This window comes from Enterobacter sp. 186315 (assembly GCF_053290175.1).
Window position 1 is genome coordinate 21,326 of sequence record NZ_JBPTTK010000023.1, and the last position, 21,110, is coordinate 42,435.

21 protein-coding genes and 1 riboswitch are annotated in these 21,110 nt (G+C 60.3%); of the genes, 14 read left to right on the forward strand and 7 right to left on the reverse strand.

Annotated elements, in window-relative coordinates; all coding sequences use genetic code 11:
- The first annotated feature begins 3 nt into the window (after positions 1–3).
- From ACSVHP_RS19565 to hutH, 3 genes are all read left to right on the forward strand, one after another.
- Positions 4–735, forward strand: coding sequence for a histidine utilization repressor (locus ACSVHP_RS19565; protein ID WP_417316448.1), 732 nt, complete (start codon positions 4–6; stop codon positions 733–735).
- A 126-nt stretch (positions 736–861) separates the two neighbouring features.
- Positions 862–2,547: a urocanate hydratase gene (gene hutU / locus ACSVHP_RS19570; protein ID WP_447552770.1), complete on the forward strand. Its 1,686-nt coding sequence runs from the start codon at positions 862–864 to the stop codon at positions 2,545–2,547.
- The gene (gene hutH / locus ACSVHP_RS19575; protein WP_447552771.1) at positions 2,547–4,067 is read left to right on the forward strand and encodes a histidine ammonia-lyase; all 1,521 of its coding nucleotides are present in this window, start codon (positions 2,547–2,549) and stop codon (positions 4,065–4,067) included. Before hutU ends, hutH begins: the two co-directional genes overlap by 1 nt.
- Before the next feature lie 103 nt (positions 4,068–4,170).
- On the opposite strand, the gene ACSVHP_RS19580 is transcribed toward hutH, so the two are convergent.
- Together ACSVHP_RS19580 and bioA are read right to left on the reverse strand one after the other, a co-directional pair.
- Entirely contained in the window at positions 4,171–4,647 is a 477-nt protein-coding gene (locus ACSVHP_RS19580; protein WP_447552772.1) for a kinase inhibitor, read from the reverse strand.
- A 48-nt stretch (positions 4,648–4,695) separates the two neighbouring features.
- Positions 4,696–6,003 (reverse strand): adenosylmethionine--8-amino-7-oxononanoate transaminase, encoded by a 1,308-nt coding sequence (gene bioA / locus ACSVHP_RS19585; RefSeq protein ID WP_447552773.1) that lies wholly within the window; start codon positions 6,001–6,003, stop codon positions 4,696–4,698.
- 68 nt (positions 6,004–6,071) lie between these two features.
- On the opposite strand from bioA, the gene bioB reads away from it, so the two are divergent.
- From bioB to bioD, 4 genes are read left to right on the forward strand one after another with little or no spacing between them, the layout of a single operon-like run.
- On the forward strand, positions 6,072–7,112 hold the full coding sequence (gene bioB, locus ACSVHP_RS19590; RefSeq protein WP_447552774.1) for a biotin synthase BioB: 1,041 nt from the start codon (positions 6,072–6,074) through the stop codon (positions 7,110–7,112).
- Entirely contained in the window at positions 7,109–8,266 is a 1,158-nt protein-coding gene (bioF, locus tag ACSVHP_RS19595; RefSeq protein ID WP_447552775.1) for an 8-amino-7-oxononanoate synthase, read from the forward strand. Before bioB ends, bioF begins: the two co-directional genes overlap by 4 nt.
- Entirely contained in the window at positions 8,250–9,005 is a 756-nt protein-coding gene (bioC, locus tag ACSVHP_RS19600) for a malonyl-ACP O-methyltransferase BioC (RefSeq protein ID WP_447552776.1), read from the forward strand. Before bioF ends, bioC begins: the two co-directional genes overlap by 17 nt.
- The gene (gene bioD / locus ACSVHP_RS19605) at positions 8,998–9,699 is read left to right on the forward strand and encodes a dethiobiotin synthase (protein WP_447552777.1); all 702 of its coding nucleotides are present in this window, start codon (positions 8,998–9,000) and stop codon (positions 9,697–9,699) included. Before bioC ends, bioD begins: the two co-directional genes overlap by 8 nt.
- Here bioD and ACSVHP_RS19610 read toward each other — a convergent pair.
- Positions 9,662–10,384, reverse strand: a complete 723-nt coding sequence (locus ACSVHP_RS19610; RefSeq protein WP_234674185.1) for an ABC transporter ATP-binding protein — start codon at positions 10,382–10,384, stop codon at positions 9,662–9,664. The two genes, bioD and ACSVHP_RS19610, sit on opposite strands and share 38 nt — an antisense overlap.
- Before the next feature lie 752 nt (positions 10,385–11,136).
- Between ACSVHP_RS19610 and uvrB the strand changes: the two genes are divergently transcribed.
- Positions 11,137–13,152 (forward strand): excinuclease ABC subunit UvrB, encoded by a 2,016-nt coding sequence (uvrB, locus tag ACSVHP_RS19615; RefSeq protein WP_234674186.1) that lies wholly within the window; start codon positions 11,137–11,139, stop codon positions 13,150–13,152.
- A gap of 64 nt (positions 13,153–13,216) precedes the next feature.
- Here the strand turns inward: uvrB and yvcK are convergent, their stop codons facing one another.
- Positions 13,217–14,125, reverse strand: a complete 909-nt coding sequence (gene yvcK / locus ACSVHP_RS19620; RefSeq protein ID WP_417315863.1) for a uridine diphosphate-N-acetylglucosamine-binding protein YvcK — start codon at positions 14,123–14,125, stop codon at positions 13,217–13,219.
- Positions 14,126–14,350: 225 nt separating this feature from the next.
- Positions 14,351–14,485: riboswitch (molybdenum cofactor riboswitch) on the forward strand.
- On the opposite strand from yvcK, the gene moaA reads away from it, so the two are divergent.
- From moaA to ACSVHP_RS19650, 6 genes are all read left to right on the forward strand, one after another.
- Positions 14,473–15,462, forward strand: a complete 990-nt coding sequence (gene moaA, locus ACSVHP_RS19625) for a GTP 3',8-cyclase MoaA (RefSeq protein WP_447552778.1) — start codon at positions 14,473–14,475, stop codon at positions 15,460–15,462. (Overlaps the previous riboswitch by 13 nt.)
- Positions 15,463–15,486: 24 nt before the next feature.
- A complete protein-coding gene (gene moaB, locus ACSVHP_RS19630) occupies positions 15,487–15,999 on the forward strand; it encodes a molybdenum cofactor biosynthesis protein B (protein ID WP_447552779.1) in 513 nt (170 codons plus the stop codon).
- Between the two features lie 3 nt (positions 16,000–16,002).
- Positions 16,003–16,488 carry a cyclic pyranopterin monophosphate synthase MoaC gene (gene moaC, locus ACSVHP_RS19635; protein ID WP_234674190.1) on the forward strand — a complete coding sequence of 162 codons (486 nt, stop codon included), beginning with the start codon at positions 16,003–16,005 and terminating at the stop codon, positions 16,486–16,488.
- Positions 16,481–16,726: a molybdopterin synthase sulfur carrier subunit gene (gene moaD, locus ACSVHP_RS19640; RefSeq protein WP_447552780.1), complete on the forward strand. Its 246-nt coding sequence runs from the start codon at positions 16,481–16,483 to the stop codon at positions 16,724–16,726. Before moaC ends, moaD begins: the two co-directional genes overlap by 8 nt.
- Before the next feature lies 1 nt (position 16,727).
- Positions 16,728–17,180, forward strand: coding sequence for a molybdopterin synthase catalytic subunit MoaE (gene moaE / locus ACSVHP_RS19645; protein WP_417315855.1), 453 nt, complete (start codon positions 16,728–16,730; stop codon positions 17,178–17,180).
- Positions 17,181–17,238: 58 nt separating this feature from the next.
- On the forward strand, positions 17,239–17,946 hold the full coding sequence (locus ACSVHP_RS19650) for a Bax inhibitor-1/YccA family protein (RefSeq protein WP_447552781.1): 708 nt from the start codon (positions 17,239–17,241) through the stop codon (positions 17,944–17,946).
- Between the two features lie 127 nt (positions 17,947–18,073).
- On the opposite strand, the gene ACSVHP_RS19655 is transcribed toward ACSVHP_RS19650, so the two are convergent.
- From ACSVHP_RS19655 to ACSVHP_RS19665, 3 genes are read right to left on the reverse strand one after another with little or no spacing between them, the layout of a single operon-like run.
- Positions 18,074–19,036, reverse strand: coding sequence for a lysylphosphatidylglycerol synthase domain-containing protein (locus ACSVHP_RS19655; protein ID WP_234674194.1), 963 nt, complete (start codon positions 19,034–19,036; stop codon positions 18,074–18,076).
- Positions 19,036–20,274, reverse strand: a complete 1,239-nt coding sequence (gene clsB, locus ACSVHP_RS19660) for a cardiolipin synthase ClsB (protein ID WP_234674195.1) — start codon at positions 20,272–20,274, stop codon at positions 19,036–19,038. Before clsB ends, ACSVHP_RS19655 begins: the two co-directional genes overlap by 1 nt.
- Positions 20,271–21,032, reverse strand: coding sequence for an endonuclease/exonuclease/phosphatase family protein (locus tag ACSVHP_RS19665; protein WP_234674196.1), 762 nt, complete (start codon positions 21,030–21,032; stop codon positions 20,271–20,273). The genes clsB and ACSVHP_RS19665 overlap by 4 nt, the downstream gene beginning before the upstream one ends.
- Positions 21,033–21,110 lie beyond the last annotated feature (78 nt).

Consider the following 21,110-nt stretch of genomic DNA (forward strand, 5'->3'; position numbering starts at 1 on the left):
ACTATGTTTTCACGCTCACCCCGGGCGCCCAGCCCTCCGGCGCCCTTTTATGAAAAGGTGAAACAGGCGATTAGCGAGAAAATCGCGGCGGGCGACTGGCGCGCTCACGACCGTATTCCCTCCGAGGCGGAGCTGGTGGCGCAGTTTGGGTTTAGCCGCATGACCGTTAACCGCGCCCTGCGCGAGCTGACCGACGAGGGGCTGCTGGTGCGTCTGCAAGGGGTTGGCACCTTCGTTGCCGAGCCAAAAGGCCAGTCGGCGCTGTTTGAAATCCGCAGCATCGCCGACGAAATTGCCGCGCGGCATCATCATCACCGCTGTGAGGTGCTGGTGCTGGAGGAGACTCAGGCCAGCGCGGAGCAGGCGCTGGAGCTGGCCGTGAAAGAGGGGACGCGCATTTTCCATTCGGTGATGGTCCATTTTGAAAACGACATCCCGGTGCAGATTGAAGACCGCTGCGTCAACGCGGAGCGCGTGCCGGATTATCTTCTTCAGGATTACACCCGAACCACAGCGCACGCCTATCTGTCGCAGATCGCCCCGCTGACGGAAGGGGAGCACATCGTGGAGGCTATTTGCGCCACGCCGCACGAGTGCGAACTGCTGCGTATCAAAGAGCATGAACCCTGCCTGCTGATCCGCCGCCGCACCTGGTCTTCGTCACACATCGTGTCGCAGGCGAGACTGCTGTTTCCCGGAAATCGCTACCGCTTGCAGGGCCACTTTATGCCCTGATTTTTAAAACGTGATAGCTAACGCAATATAACAAAATTGTATATTTTTTGTTAAATCCAGCCTTGTGTGTGCTTGTCTATACAAGTATATCTTACTGCATCATCTGTCCCGTATGAGGAGCACACAATGTCGTCAGGTAAATACCGCCAGCAGGACGTTCGCGCCCCGCGCGGCACCACGCTTACCGCCAAAAGCTGGCTCACCGAAGCCCCGCTGCGCATGTTGATGAACAACCTCGATCCTGAGGTGGCCGAAAATCCCCACGAGCTGGTGGTGTACGGCGGCATTGGCCGCGCCGCGCGGAACTGGGAGTGCTACGACGCCATTGTGAACGCGCTGACGCAGCTGGAAAGCGATGAAACCCTGCTGGTGCAGTCCGGCAAGCCGGTCGGCGTATTCAAAACCCACGCCAACGCGCCGCGCGTATTGATTGCCAATTCCAACCTGGTGCCGCACTGGGCCACCTGGGAACACTTCAACGAGCTGGACGTCAAAGGGCTGGCGATGTACGGCCAGATGACGGCGGGCAGCTGGATCTACATCGGCAGCCAGGGCATCGTGCAGGGCACCTACGAAACCTTCGTTGAGGCCGGTCGCCAGCACTATAACGGCTCCCTGAAAGGGCGCTGGGTGCTCACCGCCGGGCTGGGCGGGATGGGTGGCGCACAGCCGCTGGCCGCGACCCTTGCCGGGGCCTGCTCGCTGAACATTGAGTGCCAGCAGAGCCGTATCGATTTCCGTCTGCGTACCCGCTACGTGGACGAGCAGGCTGACAGTCTGGACGACGCGCTGGCGCGGATCGAGAAATACACCGCCGAAGGCAAAGCCGTGTCGATTGCCCTGTGCGGCAACGCGGCGGAGATCCTTCCTGAACTCGTCGCCCGTGGCGTGCGCCCGGATCTCGTCACCGACCAGACCAGCGCCCACGATCCGCTGCACGGCTATCTGCCCGTGGGCTGGACGTGGGACGCCTACCAGCAACAAGCCGAAACCGACCCGGAAGGGACGGTTCAGGCAGCCAAACGCGCGATGGCGCAGCATGTCTCGGCCATGCTGGCCTTCAGCCAGAAGGGCATCCCGACCTTCGATTACGGCAACAATATTCGCCAGATGGCCAAAGAGACGGGCGTGGCAAACGCATTCGACTTCCCCGGCTTTGTGCCTGCCTATATCCGTCCGCTGTTCTGCCGCGGCATCGGCCCGTTCCGCTGGGTGGCGCTCTCCGGCGATCCGGAAGATATCTACAAAACCGACGCGAAGGTGAAAGAGATTGTCGCCGACGACGAACATCTGCACCGCTGGCTGGACATGGCGCGCGAGCGGATCAGCTTCCAGGGGCTGCCCGCGCGTATCTGCTGGGTAGGGCTGGAATGGCGGCAAAAGCTCGGCCTCGCGTTTAACGAAATGGTGCGCAGCGGCGAAGTGTCCGCGCCGATTGTGATAGGGCGCGACCATCTGGACTCCGGCTCCGTCGCCAGCCCGAACCGCGAGACCGAAGCCATGCGCGACGGCTCGGACGCGGTATCCGACTGGCCGCTGCTGAACGCTTTACTGAACACCGCCAGCGGCGCGACCTGGGTGTCGCTGCACCACGGCGGCGGCGTGGGGATGGGCTTCTCCCAGCACGCCGGGATGGTCATCGTCTGCGACGGAACCGACGAGGCGGCGGCGCGTATCGCCCGCGTGCTTCACAATGACCCGGCGACCGGCGTGATGCGCCATGCGGACGCGGGCTATGACATTGCCATTGATTGCGCCAAAGAGCAGGGGCTAAACCTGCCGATGATCCCTGCCACACAAGGAAAGCTTTGATGAACGCTCTGACACTGACTCCCGGCTCGCTGACCCTGAAACAGCTGCGTACAATCTGGCGCCAGCCGGTGGCGCTCACGCTGGATGAAAGCGCCCACGCGGCGATTAACGACAGCGTGGCCTGCGTCGAGGCCATCGTGGCCGAAGGGCGCACCGCCTACGGCATTAACACCGGGTTTGGCCTGCTGGCGCAGACCCGCATCGCGACCCAGGATCTGGAAAATCTACAGCGCTCGCTGGTGCTCTCCCACGCGGCGGGCGTCGGTCAGCCGCTGGACGATGAGATTGTCCGCCTGATGATGGTGCTTAAGATCAACAGCCTGGCGCGCGGCTTCTCGGGCATTCGTCTGAGTGTGATCCAGGCGCTGATGGCGCTGGTGAATGCAGAAGTCTATCCATGGATCCCGGCGAAAGGCTCCGTGGGCGCGTCCGGCGATCTGGCACCGCTGGCGCATATGTCCCTGCTGCTGCTCGGGGAAGGGAAGGCGCGCTGGCAGGGCGAGTGGCTGCCTGCGAAGGAGGCGCTGGAAAAAGCCGGGCTGGAGCCGATTACCCTGGCGGCAAAAGAGGGGCTGGCGCTGCTGAACGGCACCCAGGCGTCGACCGCCTTTGCCCTGCGAGGATTGTTTGAGGCGGAAGATCTGTTCGCCTCGGCGGTGGTGTGCGGCGCGCTGACCACCGAAGCGGTGCTCGGCTCGCGTCGTCCGTTCGACGCGCGCATTCACGAGGTGCGCGGCCAGCGCGGGCAGATTGACGCCGCCGCGATGTATCGCCATCTGCTGACCGATTCCAGCGAGATTTCGGATTCGCATCACAACTGCGACAAGGTGCAGGACCCTTATTCCCTGCGCTGCCAGCCGCAGGTGATGGGAGCCTGTCTGACGCAGCTGCGCCAGGCGGCGGAGGTGCTGCTGGTGGAAGCAAACGCGGTATCCGATAATCCGCTGGTCTTTGCCCAGGAGAACGAGGTGGTGTCCGGCGGGAACTTCCACGCCGAGCCGGTGGCGATGGCGGCGGATAATATCGCGCTGGCGATTGCCGAAGTCGGCGCGTTGTCCGAGCGGCGTATCGCGCTGATGATGGATAAACATATGTCTCAGCTGCCGCCGTTCCTGGTGCGCAACGGCGGGGTAAACTCGGGCTTTATGATTGCCCAGGTCACGGCGGCGGCGCTGGCGAGCGAGAACAAAGCCCTGTCGCACCCGCACAGCGTGGACAGCCTGCCAACCTCGGCTAACCAGGAAGATCACGTTTCGATGGCCCCGGCGGCCGGACGCCGACTGTGGGAGATGGCTTCCAACACGCGCGGCGTGCTGGCGGTCGAGTGGCTGGCGGCCTGTCAGGGGATCGATCTGCGCGAAGGGTTAACCTCCAGCCCGCTGCTGGAGCAGGCGCGTCATGCGTTGCGCGAGCACGTCACCCATTACGACGACGATCGGTTCTTCGCGCCGGACATTGATAAGGCGATCCAGCTTCTGGAAGAGGGAAGGCTGGTGGGGTTGTTGCCTTCAGTGCTGTGATTTTTGCCCTCACCCTAACCCTCTCCCACGGGGAGAGGGGATAGTTAGGTTTTCTCCCTCTCCCTGTGGGAGAGGGCCGGGGTGAGGGCATCAGCCCGCACTATTATAAATACATCGCCGTTATCGACGCGCTGCCAAGCGTGTGGAAATGCACGTTAAAGCCCACCATCGCGCCGCTCGCGCCTTCGTCCACCTCAATCTTGTCCACGTCCAGCGCGTGTACCGTGAAGATATAGCGGTGCGTTTCCCCTTTTGGCGGCGCCGCGCCGCCGTAGCCCGCTTTGCCGAAATCGGCACGCGTCTGCACGGCACCTTCCGGCAGCGCAACCAGATCCGAGCCGGAGCCTTGCGGCAGCACGCGCGTGTCGGCGGGCAGGTTGGCGACAATCCAGTGCCACCAGCCGGAGCCGGTCGGGGCGTCCGGGTCGTAGCAGGTCACGACGAAGCTTTTGGTGCCAGCGGGCACCTCGTCCCAGGCCAGGTGTGGAGAGATATTATCCCCCTGATAGCCCATGCCGTTGAAAACGTGGCGCTCGGGAAGCTTTTCGCCGTCGCGCAGATCTTTACTGATGATTTTCATACGGTTTACCCTCGTTATTCACTCGTTCAGAAAGTGTAACGCATGGGGTTAAATCGCGAAATGCGCGGGAATGTTAACGGCTGTAACCACCGCATCCGTTAATTTACGCAGCTGCTCCGGGGTAATGACGTACGGCGGCATCAGGTAGATAAGCTTGCCGAAAGGCCGCACCCAGACGCCGCGCGCCACGAAGAAGCGCTGGAGCGCCGCCATGTTCACCGGATGGGTGGTCTCAATCACGCCAATTGCACCCATCACGCGCACGTCCGCCACGAACTCCGCATCAGCCGCCGCGCTCAGTTCCTGTTTAAGCTGCGCCTCGATGGCCGTCACCTGGGTTTGCCACTCGCCGCTTTCAAGGATCGCGAGGCTTTCGCTCGCCACCGCGCAGGCCAGCGGGTTGCCCATAAAGGTCGGGCCGTGCATAAAGCAGCCCGCGTCGCCGTCGCTGATGGTATCGGCGACGCGGCGGGTGGTGAGGGTCGCGGAGAGCGTCATGGTGCCGCCGGTCAGCGCTTTGCCCAGACAGAGAATGTCCGGCGCGATCCCCGCGTGCTCGCAGGCAAACAGCCTGCCGGTGCGGCCAAAACCGGTGGCGATCTCGTCGGCAATCAGCAAAATCCCTTCCCGATCGCACATCTTCCGGATGCGCTTCAGCCACTCCGGGTGATACATGCGCATTCCGCCCGCGCCCTGAACAATCGGCTCAAGAATAACGGCGGCGATCTCGTGGCGATGCGCCGCCATCAGGCGCGCAAAGCCCACCATGTCCATCTCGTTCCACTCGCCGTCGAAGCGGCTCTGCGGCGCAGGCGCAAACAGGTTCTCCGGCAGATAGCCCTTCCACAGGCTGTGCATGGAGTTGTCCGGATCGCACACCGACATCGCGCCAAAGGTATCCCCGTGATAGCCGTTGCGGAAGGTGAGGAACCGCTGGCGCGGCTCGCCCTTCGCGTGCCAGTACTGCAACGCCATTTTCATGGCCACCTCAACGGCCACCGAGCCGGAATCCGCGAGGAAAACGCACTCCAGCGATTCGGGCGTCATGGCGACCAGACGACGGCACAGGTCAACCGCAGGCTGATGGGTGATCCCGCCAAACATCACGTGCGACATCTGGTCGATCTGCGCTTTCATCGCCGCGTTCAGGCGCGGATGGTTGTAGCCGTGGATCGCTGCCCACCAGGAGGACATGCCGTCGACCAGCGCCTCGCCGCTGGCGAGATGCAGCTCGCAGCCGTGAGCGGAGGCCACCGGATAGACCGGCAGAGGGCGGGTTGTGGAGGTGTAAGGGTGCCAGATATGCTGTCTGTCGAAGGCGAGATCGTCCGGGGTCATAATCGACTTGTAAACCATTTTGAAAACATTTAGGTTTACAAGTATAAACCGAACCGAGAATTAACAAAACCCTTTGGAGAAGCCCGATGGCTCACCACGCACGCTGGACGATGTCGCAAGTCACTGAATTATTCAACAAACCCTTCCTGGAGCTGATGTTTGAAGCGCAGCAGGTGCATCGTCAGCACTTCGATCCGCGCCACGTTCAGGTCAGCACGCTGCTGTCGATCAAGACCGGGGCCTGCCCCGAAGATTGCAAATACTGCCCGCAGAGCGCGCGCTATAAAACCGGCCTTGAAGCCGAGCGTTTGATGGAGGTGGAGCAGGTGCTCGACTCCGCGCGTAAGGCCAAAAACGCCGGGTCGACCCGTTTCTGCATGGGCGCGGCGTGGAAAAACCCGCACGATCGCGACATGCCCTATCTGGAGCAGATGGTTAAAGGCGTGAAGGAGATGGGGCTGGAAGCCTGTATGACCCTCGGCACGCTCAATGAGCATCAGGCGCAGCGCCTGTCGGCGGCGGGACTGGACTATTACAACCACAACCTCGACACCTCGCCGGAGTTTTACGGCAACATCATCACCACCCGCACCTATCAGGAGCGTCTGGACACGCTCGATAAGGTGCGGGACGCCGGGATCAAAGTCTGCTCGGGCGGCATTGTTGGCCTGGGGGAAACGGTGAAAGACCGCGCGGGGCTGCTGCTCCAGCTGGCGAACCTGCCGACGCCGCCGGAAAGCGTGCCGATCAACATGCTGGTGAAGGTGAAAGGCACGCCGATGGCGGACAACGACGACGTGGATCCGTTTGACTTCATCCGCACCATCGCCGTGGCGCGCATCATGATGCCAACCTCGTTTGTGCGCCTCTCCGCAGGCCGCGAGCAGATGAGCGAACAGACGCAGGCGATGTGCTTTATGGCCGGGGCCAATTCCATCTTCTACGGCTGCAAGCTGCTGACCACCCCGAACCCGGAAGAGGACAAAGACGTTCAGCTGTTTCGCAAGCTGGGGCTAAACCCGCACCAGACCGAGGTGCTGACGGGCGATAACGAGCAACAGCAGCAGCTTGAACAGCAGATTTTCAACGCCGACACCGACCAGTTCTACAACGCGGCAGCCGTATGACCTGGCAGCAGCGCATCCATACCGCGCTGGAGGAACGCCGGGCGGCGGACGCTTTTCGCGTGCGCACCGTGGTGGAGAACGGTGCAGGCCGTTTTCTCACCCGCGACGGTCGGCGGTTCTGCAACTTTTCCAGCAACGATTATCTCGGCCTGAGCCAGCACCCGCAGATTGTGCGTGCCTGGCAGCAGGGCGCTGAACGCTACGGCGCGGGCAGCGGCGGGTCGGGCCACGTCAGCGGCTACACCACGGCGCATCAGGCGCTGGAGGAGGAGCTTGCCGACTGGCTGGGCTATCCGCGCGCGCTGCTGTTTATCTCCGGCTTTGCCGCCAATCAGGCGGTCATTACGGCGCTGATGGGCAAGGATGATCGGATTGTGGCCGACCGTTTAAGCCACGCCTCCCTGCTGGAGGCGGCAAACCTCAGCCCGGCGCAGCTGCGGCGCTTTGCCCATAACGACGCCCGCCAGCTTGCCTTACTGCTTGATAAACCCTGCGCAGGGCAGCAGCTGGCGGTGACGGAGGGGGTGTTCAGCATGGACGGCGACAGCGCGCCGCTCGCGCAACTCCAGGCCACGGCTGCGCAGAAAAACGCGTGGCTGCTGGTGGACGATGCCCATGGTATCGGCGTGGTCGGTGACGAGGGGCGCGGCAGCGCCTGGCAGCAGGGCGTAAAGCCCGAACTGCTGGTCGTCACCTTCGGCAAAGGATTTGGCGTCAGCGGGGCGGCGGTGCTGTGCAGCAAATCGGTCGCCGATTACCTGCTGCAATTCGCGCGACACCTGATTTACAGCACCAGTATGCCTCCGGCGCAGGCCGTGGCGTTGTCCGCCTCGCTGGCGGTCATTCGCAGTGACGACGGGGCGCAGCGCCGCGCTCGGTTAGCCGAGCGCATCGGGCGTTTCCGTCAGGGGCTGAGCGCGCTGCCGTTTCAGACCACCGATTCGCAGAGCGCGATCCAGCCGGTTATCGTCGGTGATAACGCCCGGGCGCTGCGTCTGGCGCAGGCGTTACGCGAGCGGGGCATGTGGGTTACGGCGATCCGTCCACCCACGGTGCCGCCGGGCACGGCGCGTCTGCGCCTGACGCTCACGGCGGCTCACGAAACAGACGATATTGATACGCTGCTGGAGGCGCTGCATGTCGCCAGTCAATAAACGCGCCGTCGCCGCCGCTTTCGGCCGCGCCGCGCAGCGGTATTCACAGCACGATGCGCTGCAACGTCAGAGCGCCAGCGGCCTGCGGGCGACCCTCGGCGAAGGCCATTTTCAGCAGGTGCTGGACGCGGGATGCGGGCCGGGCGGCAACAGCCGCGACTGGCGCGAGGCCGGAAGCTGCGTGACGGCGCTCGATCTCTCGCCGCAGATGCTGGACGAGGCGCGCCAGCAGCAGGCGGCGGATCGCTATCTGGTGGCGGATATCGAGGCCATACCGCTGGCGGACGCGCAGTTTGATCTGGTCTGGAGCCATCTTGCGGTGCAGTGGTGCAGCAGCCTGCCGCAGGCGTTAGGCGAGCTGTACCGCGTCACGCGCCCCGGCGGGAAGGTTGCTTTTACCACGCTGCTGGAAAGCTCCCTGCCGGAGCTAAATCAGGCGTGGCAGGCGGTAGACGCCCGGGCGCACGCCAACCGTTTTCTCTCGCAGGAGGCGGTGCTTCAGGCGCTGCGCGGCTGGCGTTATCGCTACAGGGTGCAGACCATCACCCTTGCCTTTAACGACGCGCTCAGCGCCATGCGATCGCTTAAGGGCATCGGCGCCACGCATCTGCATTCCGGGCGCGACAACAAGCCGCTGACGCGCGGCGAGTTGCAGCGTCTGGAGATGGCCTGGCCGCAGCAGGAGGGGGCGTTCACGCTCTCTTATCAACTTTTTCATGGGATTATCGAACGTGACTGAACGTTATTTTGTGACCGGCACGGATACCGAAGTAGGTAAAACCGTCGCCAGCGCCGCGCTGCTTCAGGCGGCGAATCTGAAGGGATACCGCACCGCAGGCTACAAGCCCGTTGCCTCCGGCAGCGAGATGACGCCCGACGGGCTGCGCAATACCGACGCCCTGGCGCTACAGCGTCACAGTAGCCTGGCGCTGAGCTACGACGAGGTTAACCCCTATACCTTCGCCGAGCCGACCTCGCCGCATATCGTCAGCGCGGACGAAGGGCGCGATATCGATTTTGCCGTGCTGTCCGGCGGCCTGCGCGCGCTGGAGCAGCAGGCCGAATGGGTGCTGGTGGAGGGGGCGGGCGGCTGGTTTACGCCGCTTTCAGAAAGCCACACCTTCGCCGACTGGGTGCAGGCGGAGCAGCTTCCGGTCATTCTGGTGGTGGGCGTTAAGCTCGGCTGCATCAACCACGCGATGCTCACCGCGCAGGCAATTCGGCAGGCCGGACTGCGGCTGGCGGGCTGGGTGGCGAACGACGTTACGCCGCCCGGCAGGCGTCATCAGGAGTATCTGGCAACGCTTAAACGCCTGCTCCCCGCGCCGTTCCTCGGTGAAATTCCGTGGCTTGCGGGCGGGGCAGAAAACGCCGACACCGGGCGGTATCTCGATCTCAGCGCCTTGCCTCACGCGTCATCCAGTGGGCTATAAGCTCATCGTTAAGCTCGTTAACGTGGCCCTGCGCCACGTTACGCCCGCGATAAAGCAGACAGAAGCGGTCAGCCACCCGGCGAATAAACGACAGCTGCTGCTCTGCCAGTAACACCGTCATCCCCAGCTCCTGACTCAGCCGCACCAGCAGCTGCCCTAACTTCTGGGCGAAACTCGGTTCCGCGCCGTGCATCGGCTCATCCAGAATCAACACGCGTGGGCGATTCACCAGCGCATTGGCGAGCGCCAGCTGGTACTGCACATCAGGCGTCAGCCCATTAGCACGCTGCTGGCGCAGGGGATAAAGCTGCGGGAAAAGGTCAAAGATGTCGCCTGTGGCACCGGCGTCGCGCTGCCCCGTTGCCCGCAGGGCGATATGCAGATTCTCTTCGATTGTCAGCTGCGAGAATATCCGCCTGTCCTGCGGCACGTAACCAATGCCGGGGATACGGGGCAGTTCCGGCGGCTGGTGCAGCAGGTCGCAGGGCGGTGCGCCCGCCTCGTGCCAGATGATGGTGCCGCTGTCGACGGGCACATTGCCGACGATGCAGTTCATCAGGGTGGTTTTCCCCATCCCCGGCAGGCCAATCACCCCGGTACACTGGCCTTGCGGAAAATCTAAATCCACGTTCCATAACGTATGTTGGCTTCCGTAGAACTGGTTCACTGCACGCAGACTCAACATCTTTCTCTCCTTAAAAATCGTTGTGGGCAAGGCTCGTTTCAGATACTGCAAAAGACCTGCCAGAAACACGAAGTTGATTAAAAAAGCCCCTTTTTTAGGAATGCGCCTCGGGTTCAGGTGAGCGGTCGGAGAGAGTTGCACAGCGGCAGTGCTGACGGTGTCGGGTGGTGGTGCAACGGTAAAAATAGGCGAAATGTGATTAAGATCTCACCAAATGTTATCTGTGGTTCAACTGATTACCATCAAAAAAGAGCTATAAAAATTTTTTGTTAACCCGCCGCTGGGAAAAACCGGGAATCGCCCGAGTGGCGGTCCATACGGGCTGGAAGCAGTTATCCACTATTCCTGTGGATAACCATGTGTATGAGAGTTAGAAAACACGCGAAAAGCGAGAGAATACGCGGGTTACGCCTGAATTGGTGCGAAACGCGGCTTTAGGAAATATCTGTTAAAAATTAACTGGTTAAATAAAAGCAATTAGCGTAATGAAAGTGTCACCTGTTCCCGGGAATCTGACTTTACATCCCTTGACAAATGTTAAAAAAGAAAAAGTTCTGGGGATAACCGGGTCAGGGCAGCGTTTTATCTTGTCACAGTTCAAATTTTATCCCCGATCCCGCTAATCATTCGAACGCTACTCCATAAAGCCTGACATGCTACTGGTTTTTCATCCAGTATTAATTACTGGCAATCCTGGCAACTGCGAGTAAAATTACAGACCTGCCGCTAATAACGTCATCAGGTCATCGCCCATGAGTAAACCGTTTAAACTAAATTCTGCTTTCCGTCCGTCGGGCGACCAGCCTGAGGCGATTCGTCGTCTGAAAGAGGGGCTGGAAGACGGTCTTGCACATCAGACCCTGCTGGGTGTGACCGGCTCCGGTAAAACCTTTACCGTGGCAAACGTCATTGCGGATCTGCAACGCCCTACGATGGTGCTGGCACCCAACAAAACCCTCGCCGCGCAGCTGTACGGCGAGATGAAAGAGTTCTTCCCGGACAACGCGGTGGAGTATTTCGTCTCCTACTACGATTACTACCAGCCGGAAGCCTACGTCCCGAGCTCCGACACCTTTATCGAAAAAGATGCGTCGGTGAACGAACACATTGAGCAGATGCGACTGTCGGCCACCAAAGCGCTGCTGGAGCGGCGCGACGTGGTTGTGGTGGCGTCGGTGTCGGCTATTTACGGTCTGGGCGATCCGGATCTCTATCTGAAGATGATGCTGCACCTGACGCAGGGGATGATCATCGATCAGCGCGCCATTCTGCGCCGTCTTGCCGAGCTGCAATACACCCGTAACGATCAGGCGTTCCAGCGCGGGACCTTCCGCGTGCGCGGCGAAGTGATCGACATCTTCCCGGCGGAATCAGACGATATGGCGCTGCGCGTGGAGCTGTTTGACGAAGAGGTTGAGCGCCTGTCGCTGTTTGACCCGCTCACCGGCCACGTTGAATCGACCATTCAGCGCTTCACCGTCTATCCGAAAACCCACTACGTAACGCCGCGCGAGCGCATCGTGCAGGCGATGGAAGAGATCAAAGTCGAGCTGGCCGACCGGCGTAAGGTGCTGCTGGCGAATAACAAGCTGCTTGAAGAGCAGCGCATCAGCCAGCGTACCCAGTTTGACCTGGAGATGATGAACGAGCTGGGCTACTGCTCGGGCGTGGAAAACTACTCCCGCTACCTGTCCGGCCGCGGGCCGGGCGAGGCGCCCCCAACGCTGTTTGACTACCTTCCGGCAGACGGCCTGCTGGTGGTGGACGAATCCCACGTCACCATTCCGCAGATCGGCGGGATGTACCGCGGCGACCGCGCCCGTAAAGAGACGCTGGTGGAGTATGGCTTCCGCCTGCCGTCGGCGCTCGATAACCGTCCGCTGAAGTTTGAAGAGTTTGAAGCGCTGGCCCCGCAGACCATCTACGTATCGGCCACGCCGGGCAACTACGAGCTGGAAAAATCCGGTGACGAAGTGGTGGATCAGGTGGTGCGTCCGACGGGCTTGCTCGACCCGATTATCGAAGTGCGTCCGGTGGCGACGCAGGTCGACGATCTGCTGTCGGAGATCCGCGCCCGCTCCGCCATCAACGAGCGCGTGCTAGTGACGACGCTGACCAAGCGCATGGCCGAAGATTTGACCGAATACCTGGAAGAGCACGGCGAGAAGGTGCGTTACCTGCACTCCGATATCGACACCGTCGAGCGCATGGAGATCATCCGCGATTTGCGCCTGGGCGAGTTTGACGTGCTGGTGGGTATCAACCTCCTGCGAGAAGGTCTGGACATGCCTGAGGTGTCGCTGGTGGCGATTCTGGACGCCGATAAAGAGGGCTTCCTGCGCTCCGAGCGATCGCTTATCCAGACCATCGGTCGCGCCGCGCGTAACGTCAACGGGAAGGCGATCCTCTACGGGGACAAAATCACCCCGTCAATGGCGAAAGCGATTGGCGAAACCGAGCGTCGCCGCGAGAAGCAGCAGGCCTACAATGAAGAGCACGGCATCACGCCGCAGGGTCTGAACAAGAAGGTGGTGGATATTCTGGCGCTGGGCCAGAACATTGCGAAGACCAAGTCGAAAGGGCGCGGCAAAGCGCGTGCCGTGGTGGAAGAAGATACCGTCGCGCTGACCCCGAAAGCGTTGCAGCAGAAGATCCACGAGCTGGAAGGGCAGATGATGCAGCACGCGCAAAACCTCGAATTCGAAGAGGCGGCGCAGATCCGCGACCAGCTGCATCAGTTACGGGATCTGTTTATTGCGGCGTCGTAGGTTTTTTCTCCCTCTCCCTATGGGAGAGGGTTGGGGTGAGGGCATCAGGCCGCACAAAACGACCTTATCCCAGCGCCTGAATCGCCTTCTCCAGCGCCTCGCGCAGCAGGTGGCGGTCATGGCGGTATTTGATGTCGCTGGCCTCCAGCGGCTCCTGTACCACCATCCGATCGCCAATACCGGACACATCCACGTTCGGCCCTACAACCACGCCGTCAATAATTTTTTTGCCGACGTACTGCTCCATCATATTGAGCTTATCCGCCAGCGACAGGTTCGCCGCCGCCGGGCTGAGTTCGCGCCCCAGATTGCCGATATAGACCATCGGAGCAGGGGTTCGGCGCAGCGCCTGCGCCAGCTCTTTTACCAGCAGGCCGGGCATCAGGCTGGTATAAAAACTGCCGGGGCCAATCAAAATCACATCCGCTTCGCTGATGGCGTCGATCGCTTCCCGCGTGGCCGGCACGCTCGGGTAAATCATCAGCTCTTTCGGCGGGAGCGTCAGCTGGTCGATATTTACCTCGCCGTAAACTTCATGCCCTTCCGTATCAATGGCCATCAGGTCAACCGGATGTTCTGACATCGGGATCAGGAACGCGTCCACTTTCAGCAGGTTTCGTATTAAATTGATCGCCTCTAACGGCCGCACGCTCAGGTGATCGAGCGCCTTTAGCATCAGATTTCCGAGGTTATGCCCGGAAAGTTCGCCGTTACCGCCAAAACGATACTCAAACATCGCCGAAGCGACGCTTGGTTCCGTAATTAACTGGTTCAGACAGTTGCGCATATCACCCCACGCGATGCCCCCTTCCGAACGACGAATACGCCCGGTAGAGCCGCCGTTATCGGTGGTGGTGACGATCCCGGTTAGCCTGGAACCGAGCGAAGAGAGCGAAGACATCACCCGTCCCAGGCCGTGACCGCCGCCAATGGCTACAACCCGGTCGAGATCCGCAAAAGTGCGATTGCGCATACCTATTCCTTATCACGATTTATCTGCGTCACAGTACCCTAACTACCCCTAAAAGACGATGCCTCACCCGGTCCAAAATGACGTATATCAATGCGAAAGACCCATTTTTGCGTATTCTGTAGCGAAAATGCACGAACAGGTCGTTATGTAGTTAATTATATAGCGAAACCGAGAATGGCGAAGTGGGGATTTCCGCGCTACTATCGCCATAACCACGTTTTCAATTTTGAAAACATACACTCTAGCCTTTGTGCCTGTGTCGAAAGATATGGCGCTCTGGCCGTGGCGGATTTGCCACCAGGGTACAGAAAGAAATGACTGTGCCTCCCGTATCTGGAAAGGTGTACATGGCTTCACAACTCACTGATGCATTCGCGCGTAAGTTTTTCTACCTGCGTCTGTCGATTACCGATGTGTGCAATTTCCGTTGCACCTACTGTCTGCCCGATGGCTATAAACCCGGCAGCACTACCAATAACGGCTTCCTCTCCGTGGATGAAGTGCGCCGCGTCACGCGTGCGTTCTCAGAACTCGGCACCGAAAAAGTCCGTCTGACCGGGGGCGAACCCTCTCTGCGTCGCGACTTCCCCGACATCATTGCCGCCGTGCGTGAAAACGACCGTATCCGTCAGATAGCGGTCACCACTAATGGATACCGCATGGCGCGCGACGTGGCGAACTGGCGCGACGCGGGGCTGACGGCGATTAACGTCAGCGTCGATAGCCTCGACGCCCGTCAGTTCCACGCCATCACCGGCCAGGACAAGTTCCGCCAGGTGATGGACGGCATCGACGCCGCGTTTACCGCCGGGTTTGACAAGGTGAAAGTCAATACGGTGCTGATGCGCGATGTGAATCATCATCAGCTGGACACCTTCCTGGCGTGGATAAAACCGCGCCGCATTCAACTGCGTTTTATTGAGCTGATGGAAACGGGCGAGGGCAGCGACCTGTTCCGCCGCCATCATATCTCCGGCATGGTGCTGCGCGACGAGCTGCTTAAACGCGGCTGGATCCACCAGATCCGCCAGCGCAGCGACGGCCCGGCACAGGTCTTTTGTCACCCGGATTACGAAGGGGAAATCGGGCTGATCATGCCCTACGAGAAAGACTTCTGCGCCAGCTGTAACCGCCTGCGCGTGTCGTCCGTCGGCAAGCTGCATTTGTGCCTTTTTGGCGACGGCGGCGTGGATCTGCGTGATTTGCTGGCAGACGATGCTCAACAGGACGCGCTTGAGGCGCGGATTTCCGAGGCGCTGACGCACAAAAAGCAGACCCACTTCCTGCATCAGGGCAACACCGGAATTACTCAGAACCTGTCCTACATTGGCGGGTAATCAGTCTTAAGAAGGAACCAGAAGATGAGTCAGGTAAGCGCCGAGTTTATCCCAACCCGTATTGCCATTCTTACCGTGTCCGACCGCCGTGGTGAAGAGGATGATACCTCCGGCCACTGGCTGCGCGACGCGGCAACCGAGGCCGGGCATCAGGTTATCGATAAGGCGATTGTGAAAGAGAACCGCTACGCCATTCGCGCTGAAGTTTCCCGCTGGATAGCGAGCGACGATGTGCAGGTGGTGCTGATCACCGGCGGTACCGGTTTTACCGCAGGCGATCAGGCCCCCGAAGCGCTGCTGCCGCTGTTTGACCGCGAAGTCGAAGGGTTTGGTGAAGTGTTCCGGATGCTCTCGTTTGAAGAGATTGGCACCTCCACGTTGCAGTCGCGCGCCGTGGCGGGGGTGGCAAACCACACCCTGATTTTCGCCATGCCGGGGTCGACCAAAGCCTGTCGCACCGCGTGGGAAAACATTATCGCCCCGCAGCTCGATGCCCGTACCCGTCCGTGTAATTTCCATCCTCATTTGAAGAAGTAAGCTATGTCGCAACTGACCCACATTAACGCCGCTGGCGAAGCGCATATGGTGGATGTCTCCGCCAAAGCTGAAACGGTGCGTGAAGCGCGCGCTGAAGCCTTTGTTACCATGCTGCCAGAAACGCTGGCGATGATTATCGACGGCAGCCACCACAAGGGCGACGTGTTTGCCACCGCCCGCATTGCCGGGATCCAGGCGGCGAAACGCACCTGGGACTTAATTCCGTTGTGCCACCCGCTGATGCTGAGCAAAGTCGAGGTTAACCTTCAGGCGCAGCCGGAGCACAACCGCGTGCGCATCGAATCCCTCTGCCGCTTAACCGGTAAGACCGGCGTAGAGATGGAAGCGCTGACGGCGGCCTCCGTGGCGGCGCTGACCATCTACGACATGTGCAAAGCCGTACAAAAAGACATGGTGATTGGCCCGCTGCGCCTGCTGGCAAAAAGCGGCGGCAAGTCGGGCGATTTTAAGGTGGACAGCAATGATTAAGGTGCTCTTTTTTGCCCAGGTCCGCGAGTTGGTGAATACCGACAGCCTGACGCTGGATACCCCTTTTGAGAACGTTGCCGCCCTGCGCGCGCATCTGGCAGGGCAGGGCGACCGCTGGGCGCTGGCGCTGGACGAAGGAAAGCTGCTGGCGGCGGTGAATCAGACGCTGGTGGACTTTTCCCATCCGCTGACGTCAGGCGATGAAGTCGCCTTCTTCCCGCCGGTCACAGGGGGTTGAGATGGCTGACACACGCATCGTAGTAAGTCCTGACCGCTTTAGCGTGGGGACGGAATACGGCTGGCTCGCAGAGCGCGACGAAGACGGCGCGGTGGTGACCTTTACCGGAAAGGTCCGAAATCATAACCTGGGCGACAGCGTGAAGGCGCTGACCCTGGAGCATTATCCGGGCATGACCGAAAAATCGCTTGATGAAATTGTCATTGAAGCGCGCAAACGCTGGCCACTCGGGCGCGTGACGGTTATCCACCGCATCGGTGAAATGTGGCCTGGCGAGGAGATCGTCTTTGTCGGCGTCACCAGCGCCCACCGCGGCAGCGCCTTCGCGGCGGGGGAGTTCATCATGGATTACCTCAAAACCAAAGCGCCTTTCTGGAAACGCGAAGCAACTCCGGAAGGAGACCGTTGGGTGGAATCGCGCGACAGCGATAAACAGGCCGCCAGCCGTTGGTAACAGGTTTATATTGTTGTGTTAATCTTAACGGGTAAGTCCACTTAATCAGGAGTTAATCATGGACCGATTTCCGCGTTCAGATTCAATAGTGCAGCAGACCCGTTCCGGGCTGCAAACGTATATGGCTCAGGTGTACGGCTGGATGACAGTCGGCCTGCTGTTGACCGCGTTTATCGCGTGGTACGCCGCAAACACCCCTGACCTGATGATGTTTATCTTTTCCAGCAAAATCACCTTCTTCGGCCTGATCATCGCCCAGCTCGCGCTGGTGTTTGTGCTCTCCGGACTGGTGCATAAGCTGAGCGCAGGGATGGCGACCACGCTGTTCATGCTCTACTCGGCGCTGACCGGGCTGACGCTCTCCAGCATCTTCATCGTCTACACCTACTCCTCCATCGCCAGTACCTTTGTAGTGACAGGCGGGATGTTCGGCGTGATGAGCCTGTACGGTTACACCACCAAGCGCGATTTAAGCGGCCTCGGCAGCATGTTGTTCATGGGGCTGATTGGGATTGTGCTGGCGTCGCTGGTAAACCTGTGGCTGAAGAGTGACGCGCTGATGTGGGCGGTGACCTACATCGGGGTGGTGGTGTTTGTTGGCCTGACGGCTTACGACACCCAGAAGCTGAAAAACATCGGCGAGCAGATCGACGTGCGCGACACTTCAACCCTGCGCAAGTACTCGATTCTGGGCGCGCTGACGCTGTATCTGGACTTTATCAACCTGTTCCTGATGCTGCTGCGTATTTTCGGCAACCGTCGTTAGTTATTTCCCCTCACCCTAACCCTCTCCCCATAGGGGAGAGGGAATTGCACGGTGCGGTCTTTTCTCCCTCTCCCTGTGGGAGAGGGCAGGGGTGAGGGCATCAGACCGCAGCGCTACCCGACTAAAATTATTTCGCCATTGCCTTCTCGTTCTTCGCCCGCAGCTTTTTCGCCCGACTCTCCAGCACCAGATAACACACCGTCGCCAGCGCCAGCGGCAGGAAGTAATAGAGCATTCGATAGGCCAGCAGCGCCGCGATAATCGTCCCCTGGGAGACATGCTCACCGGCCAGCAGCGCGATAAACACCGCTTCCAGCACGCCTATCCCCGCCGGGATATGAACAATCACCCCGGCAATACTGCTCACCAGCAGCACTCCCAGCACGAAGAAGTAATTTACGTCTTCGCCGATCAGCATCCAGATTATCGCCCCCATCGCCATCCAGTTGGCGCTGGACACCACCATCTGCAACAGCGCGAACTTCCACGACGGCAGCACCAGCTTTTGCCCCTTGATGGTCATATGGCGACGTTTGGCGAAGGCGCAGGCCCACAGATAGACCGCGATAAGCAACAGCAGCACGATGCCAATAATGCGCAGCGTGGTTTCATCGATATACCAGTGCGCGGGCAGCTGCACCACGCCGATGGTGAAAATCACCCCGCCGAGCAAAATGTAGCCCAGCCAGTTGGTCGTGATGCTCAACGAGAAAATGCGGGTGATGGTCCCACTGGGCAGCCCCAGACGTGAGTAAAGCCGGTAGCGCATCCCGATGCCGCCCACCCAGGTGCTCAGCGTCAGGTTAAAGGCGTAGCAGATAAACGACACCAGCATCACCTGGCGTTTGGCGAGCTTATGCCCGCAGTAGGCGCGCCCCAGCAGGTCGTAGCAGCCGTACATCAGATAGCTGACGATCACCAGCCCGACCGCCCCCAGCAGCACCGTCCGGTTGTAGTTGCGGATAACCTTCCACACCTCTTCCCAGTCGACCTTCTGGGCGTAAACCACCAGCAGCACCGCGACGGCGATAAAGAACAGCCAGGTAAGGATTTTCTTTGCCAGCCTCCAGCGAGGATGCGATTTGGACATCAGGGCTTCCCTCCGCTTTCCATTTCAACGCGGTCCTGGGTTTCCATTTCAGGCTGAACGGGCGGTTCTACCTGCGCCAGCTTCGGCGTGTGCGCGGGCAGCCAGCCGACCATCGCCGGGAAGTGGCGCAGGAAGTGGAACACCACCACCCCGATGCCCAGATTCCACCAGGTCCGTTTCGGCACCATCGTTTCATCCACCCGCACGCAGTCGTTAACGATAAGCCCCTGAAGGTTGTCGCGCAGCGTCTGGTTAAACTTGCGATCGTGGATGATCAGGTTGGCCTCCAGATTCAGCGACAAACTCAGCGGATCGAGGTTGCTGGAGCCCACGGTCGCCCAGTGATCGTCCATCAGCGCCACCTTGCCGTGCAGCGGGCGACGACGGTATTCGTAAATCTGCACGCCGCCCTTCACCAGATAGTTATAGAGCAGGCGCGCGCCCACTTTGACTATCGGCATATCCGGCTCGCCCTGCACGATAAGCTTCACCCGCACGCCGCGCCGGGCGGCATTGCGCATCGCATGTAAAATGCGGTAGCCGGGGAAGAAATACGCGTTGGCGATAATCACCTCGCGCTTCGCGTTCGCCAGCATCTTCAGATAGTGACGCTCGATATCGTCCCGGTGCTCGCCGTTATCGCGCCAGACGAACAGCGCCTGCGCTTCGCCGGGCATCCGGTTCTCTTCCGGGCGGTGGCGACGGCGCCACCAGCGGCGAACGGCCTCTTTGCCCGGCAGGTTTTCCAGCTCAAACAGCAAAATATCCTGCACTACCGGCCCTTCGATGCGGATCGCATAATCCTGCTTGGCCTCCGGGCCGTAGTCGGACATGTGCTCGGCGGAGTAGTTAATGCCGCCCACGAAGGCGATGGACTCGTCGATCACCACGATTTTGCGGTGCATCCGGCGAAAGAGGTTGGTGCGCATCCCGAACACGCGGGGGCCGGGATCGTAATAGCGGAACACCACCCCGGCGGCGGTCAGCTCGTTGACGAACTCATCGCTGAGATCGGGGGAGCCGTAGCCGTCCAGCAGCACCTCGATGGTGATACCGCGCTGGGCGGCGCGGAGCAGCACGGCGTGTAATTGTTTACCTACATCATCCTCAAACCAGATAAAGGTTTCGAGAATCACTTTTTTTTGCGCATGGCTAATCGCGTCAAACACCGCCGGATAGTAGTTATCGCCGTTTTCCAGCAGCGTGATTTGATTGCCTTCCTGCCACGTACATTTCATAGATGGATCTCCGCGCTCAGCGGGGCATGGTCAGACAGATGTCGCCAGTTCATGAGGGCCAGCGCCGTCGGGCTGCTGGCGTGTGCGTTTTTGACATAAATACGGTCGAGGCGCAGCAGCGGGAAGCGCACCGGGAAGGTGCGCGCCGGCCTGCCGCGCGCGCGGGTAAAAATCTCCTCCAGCCCGGCTTTCTCCTTCAGCGGATGATTCGCCCGCTGCCGCCAGTCGTTGAAATCGCCCGCGACCACCACCGGCTCGCCGTCGGGCAGGGCGTTTGTCCACTGGGCCAGCATGTCCAGCTGCGCCTGGCGGTGTGCTTCACGCAGGCCGAGATGAACGCAGCCAACGTGGAGGGGAATATCGAGCTCCGGCGGGGCGATGCGGCAATAAAGAAGGCCGCGCTTTTCGCTGTCGCCCACCGACACGTCGCGGTTCTCGTAATGTTCGATTGGAAAACGCGACAGCACCGCGTTGCCGTGATGGCCTTCCGGGTAGACGGCGTTGCGGCCGTAGGCGTAATCGCTCCACATGGTATCGGCGAGGAATTCGTAGTGCGGGGTGTCGGGCCAGTTTTCAAAATGCATCGGATGCACCTCGTGCGCGCCCATCACCTCTTGCAGGCAGACGATATCCGCGCTGACCGTGCGCACCGCGTCGCGCAGCTCCGGTAAAATGAAGCGGCGGTTAAATGCTGTGAAGCCTTTATGAATGTTTATCGTCAGCACTTTGAGTGAGAAATGCTGCGTTTTTTTGGTCATAAGCACCTTCCTGGGTCACTATCCCGATGAAAATAAAGTGTAGTAGGCGTCACAAAAAGATGCGTCGATACGGAATTT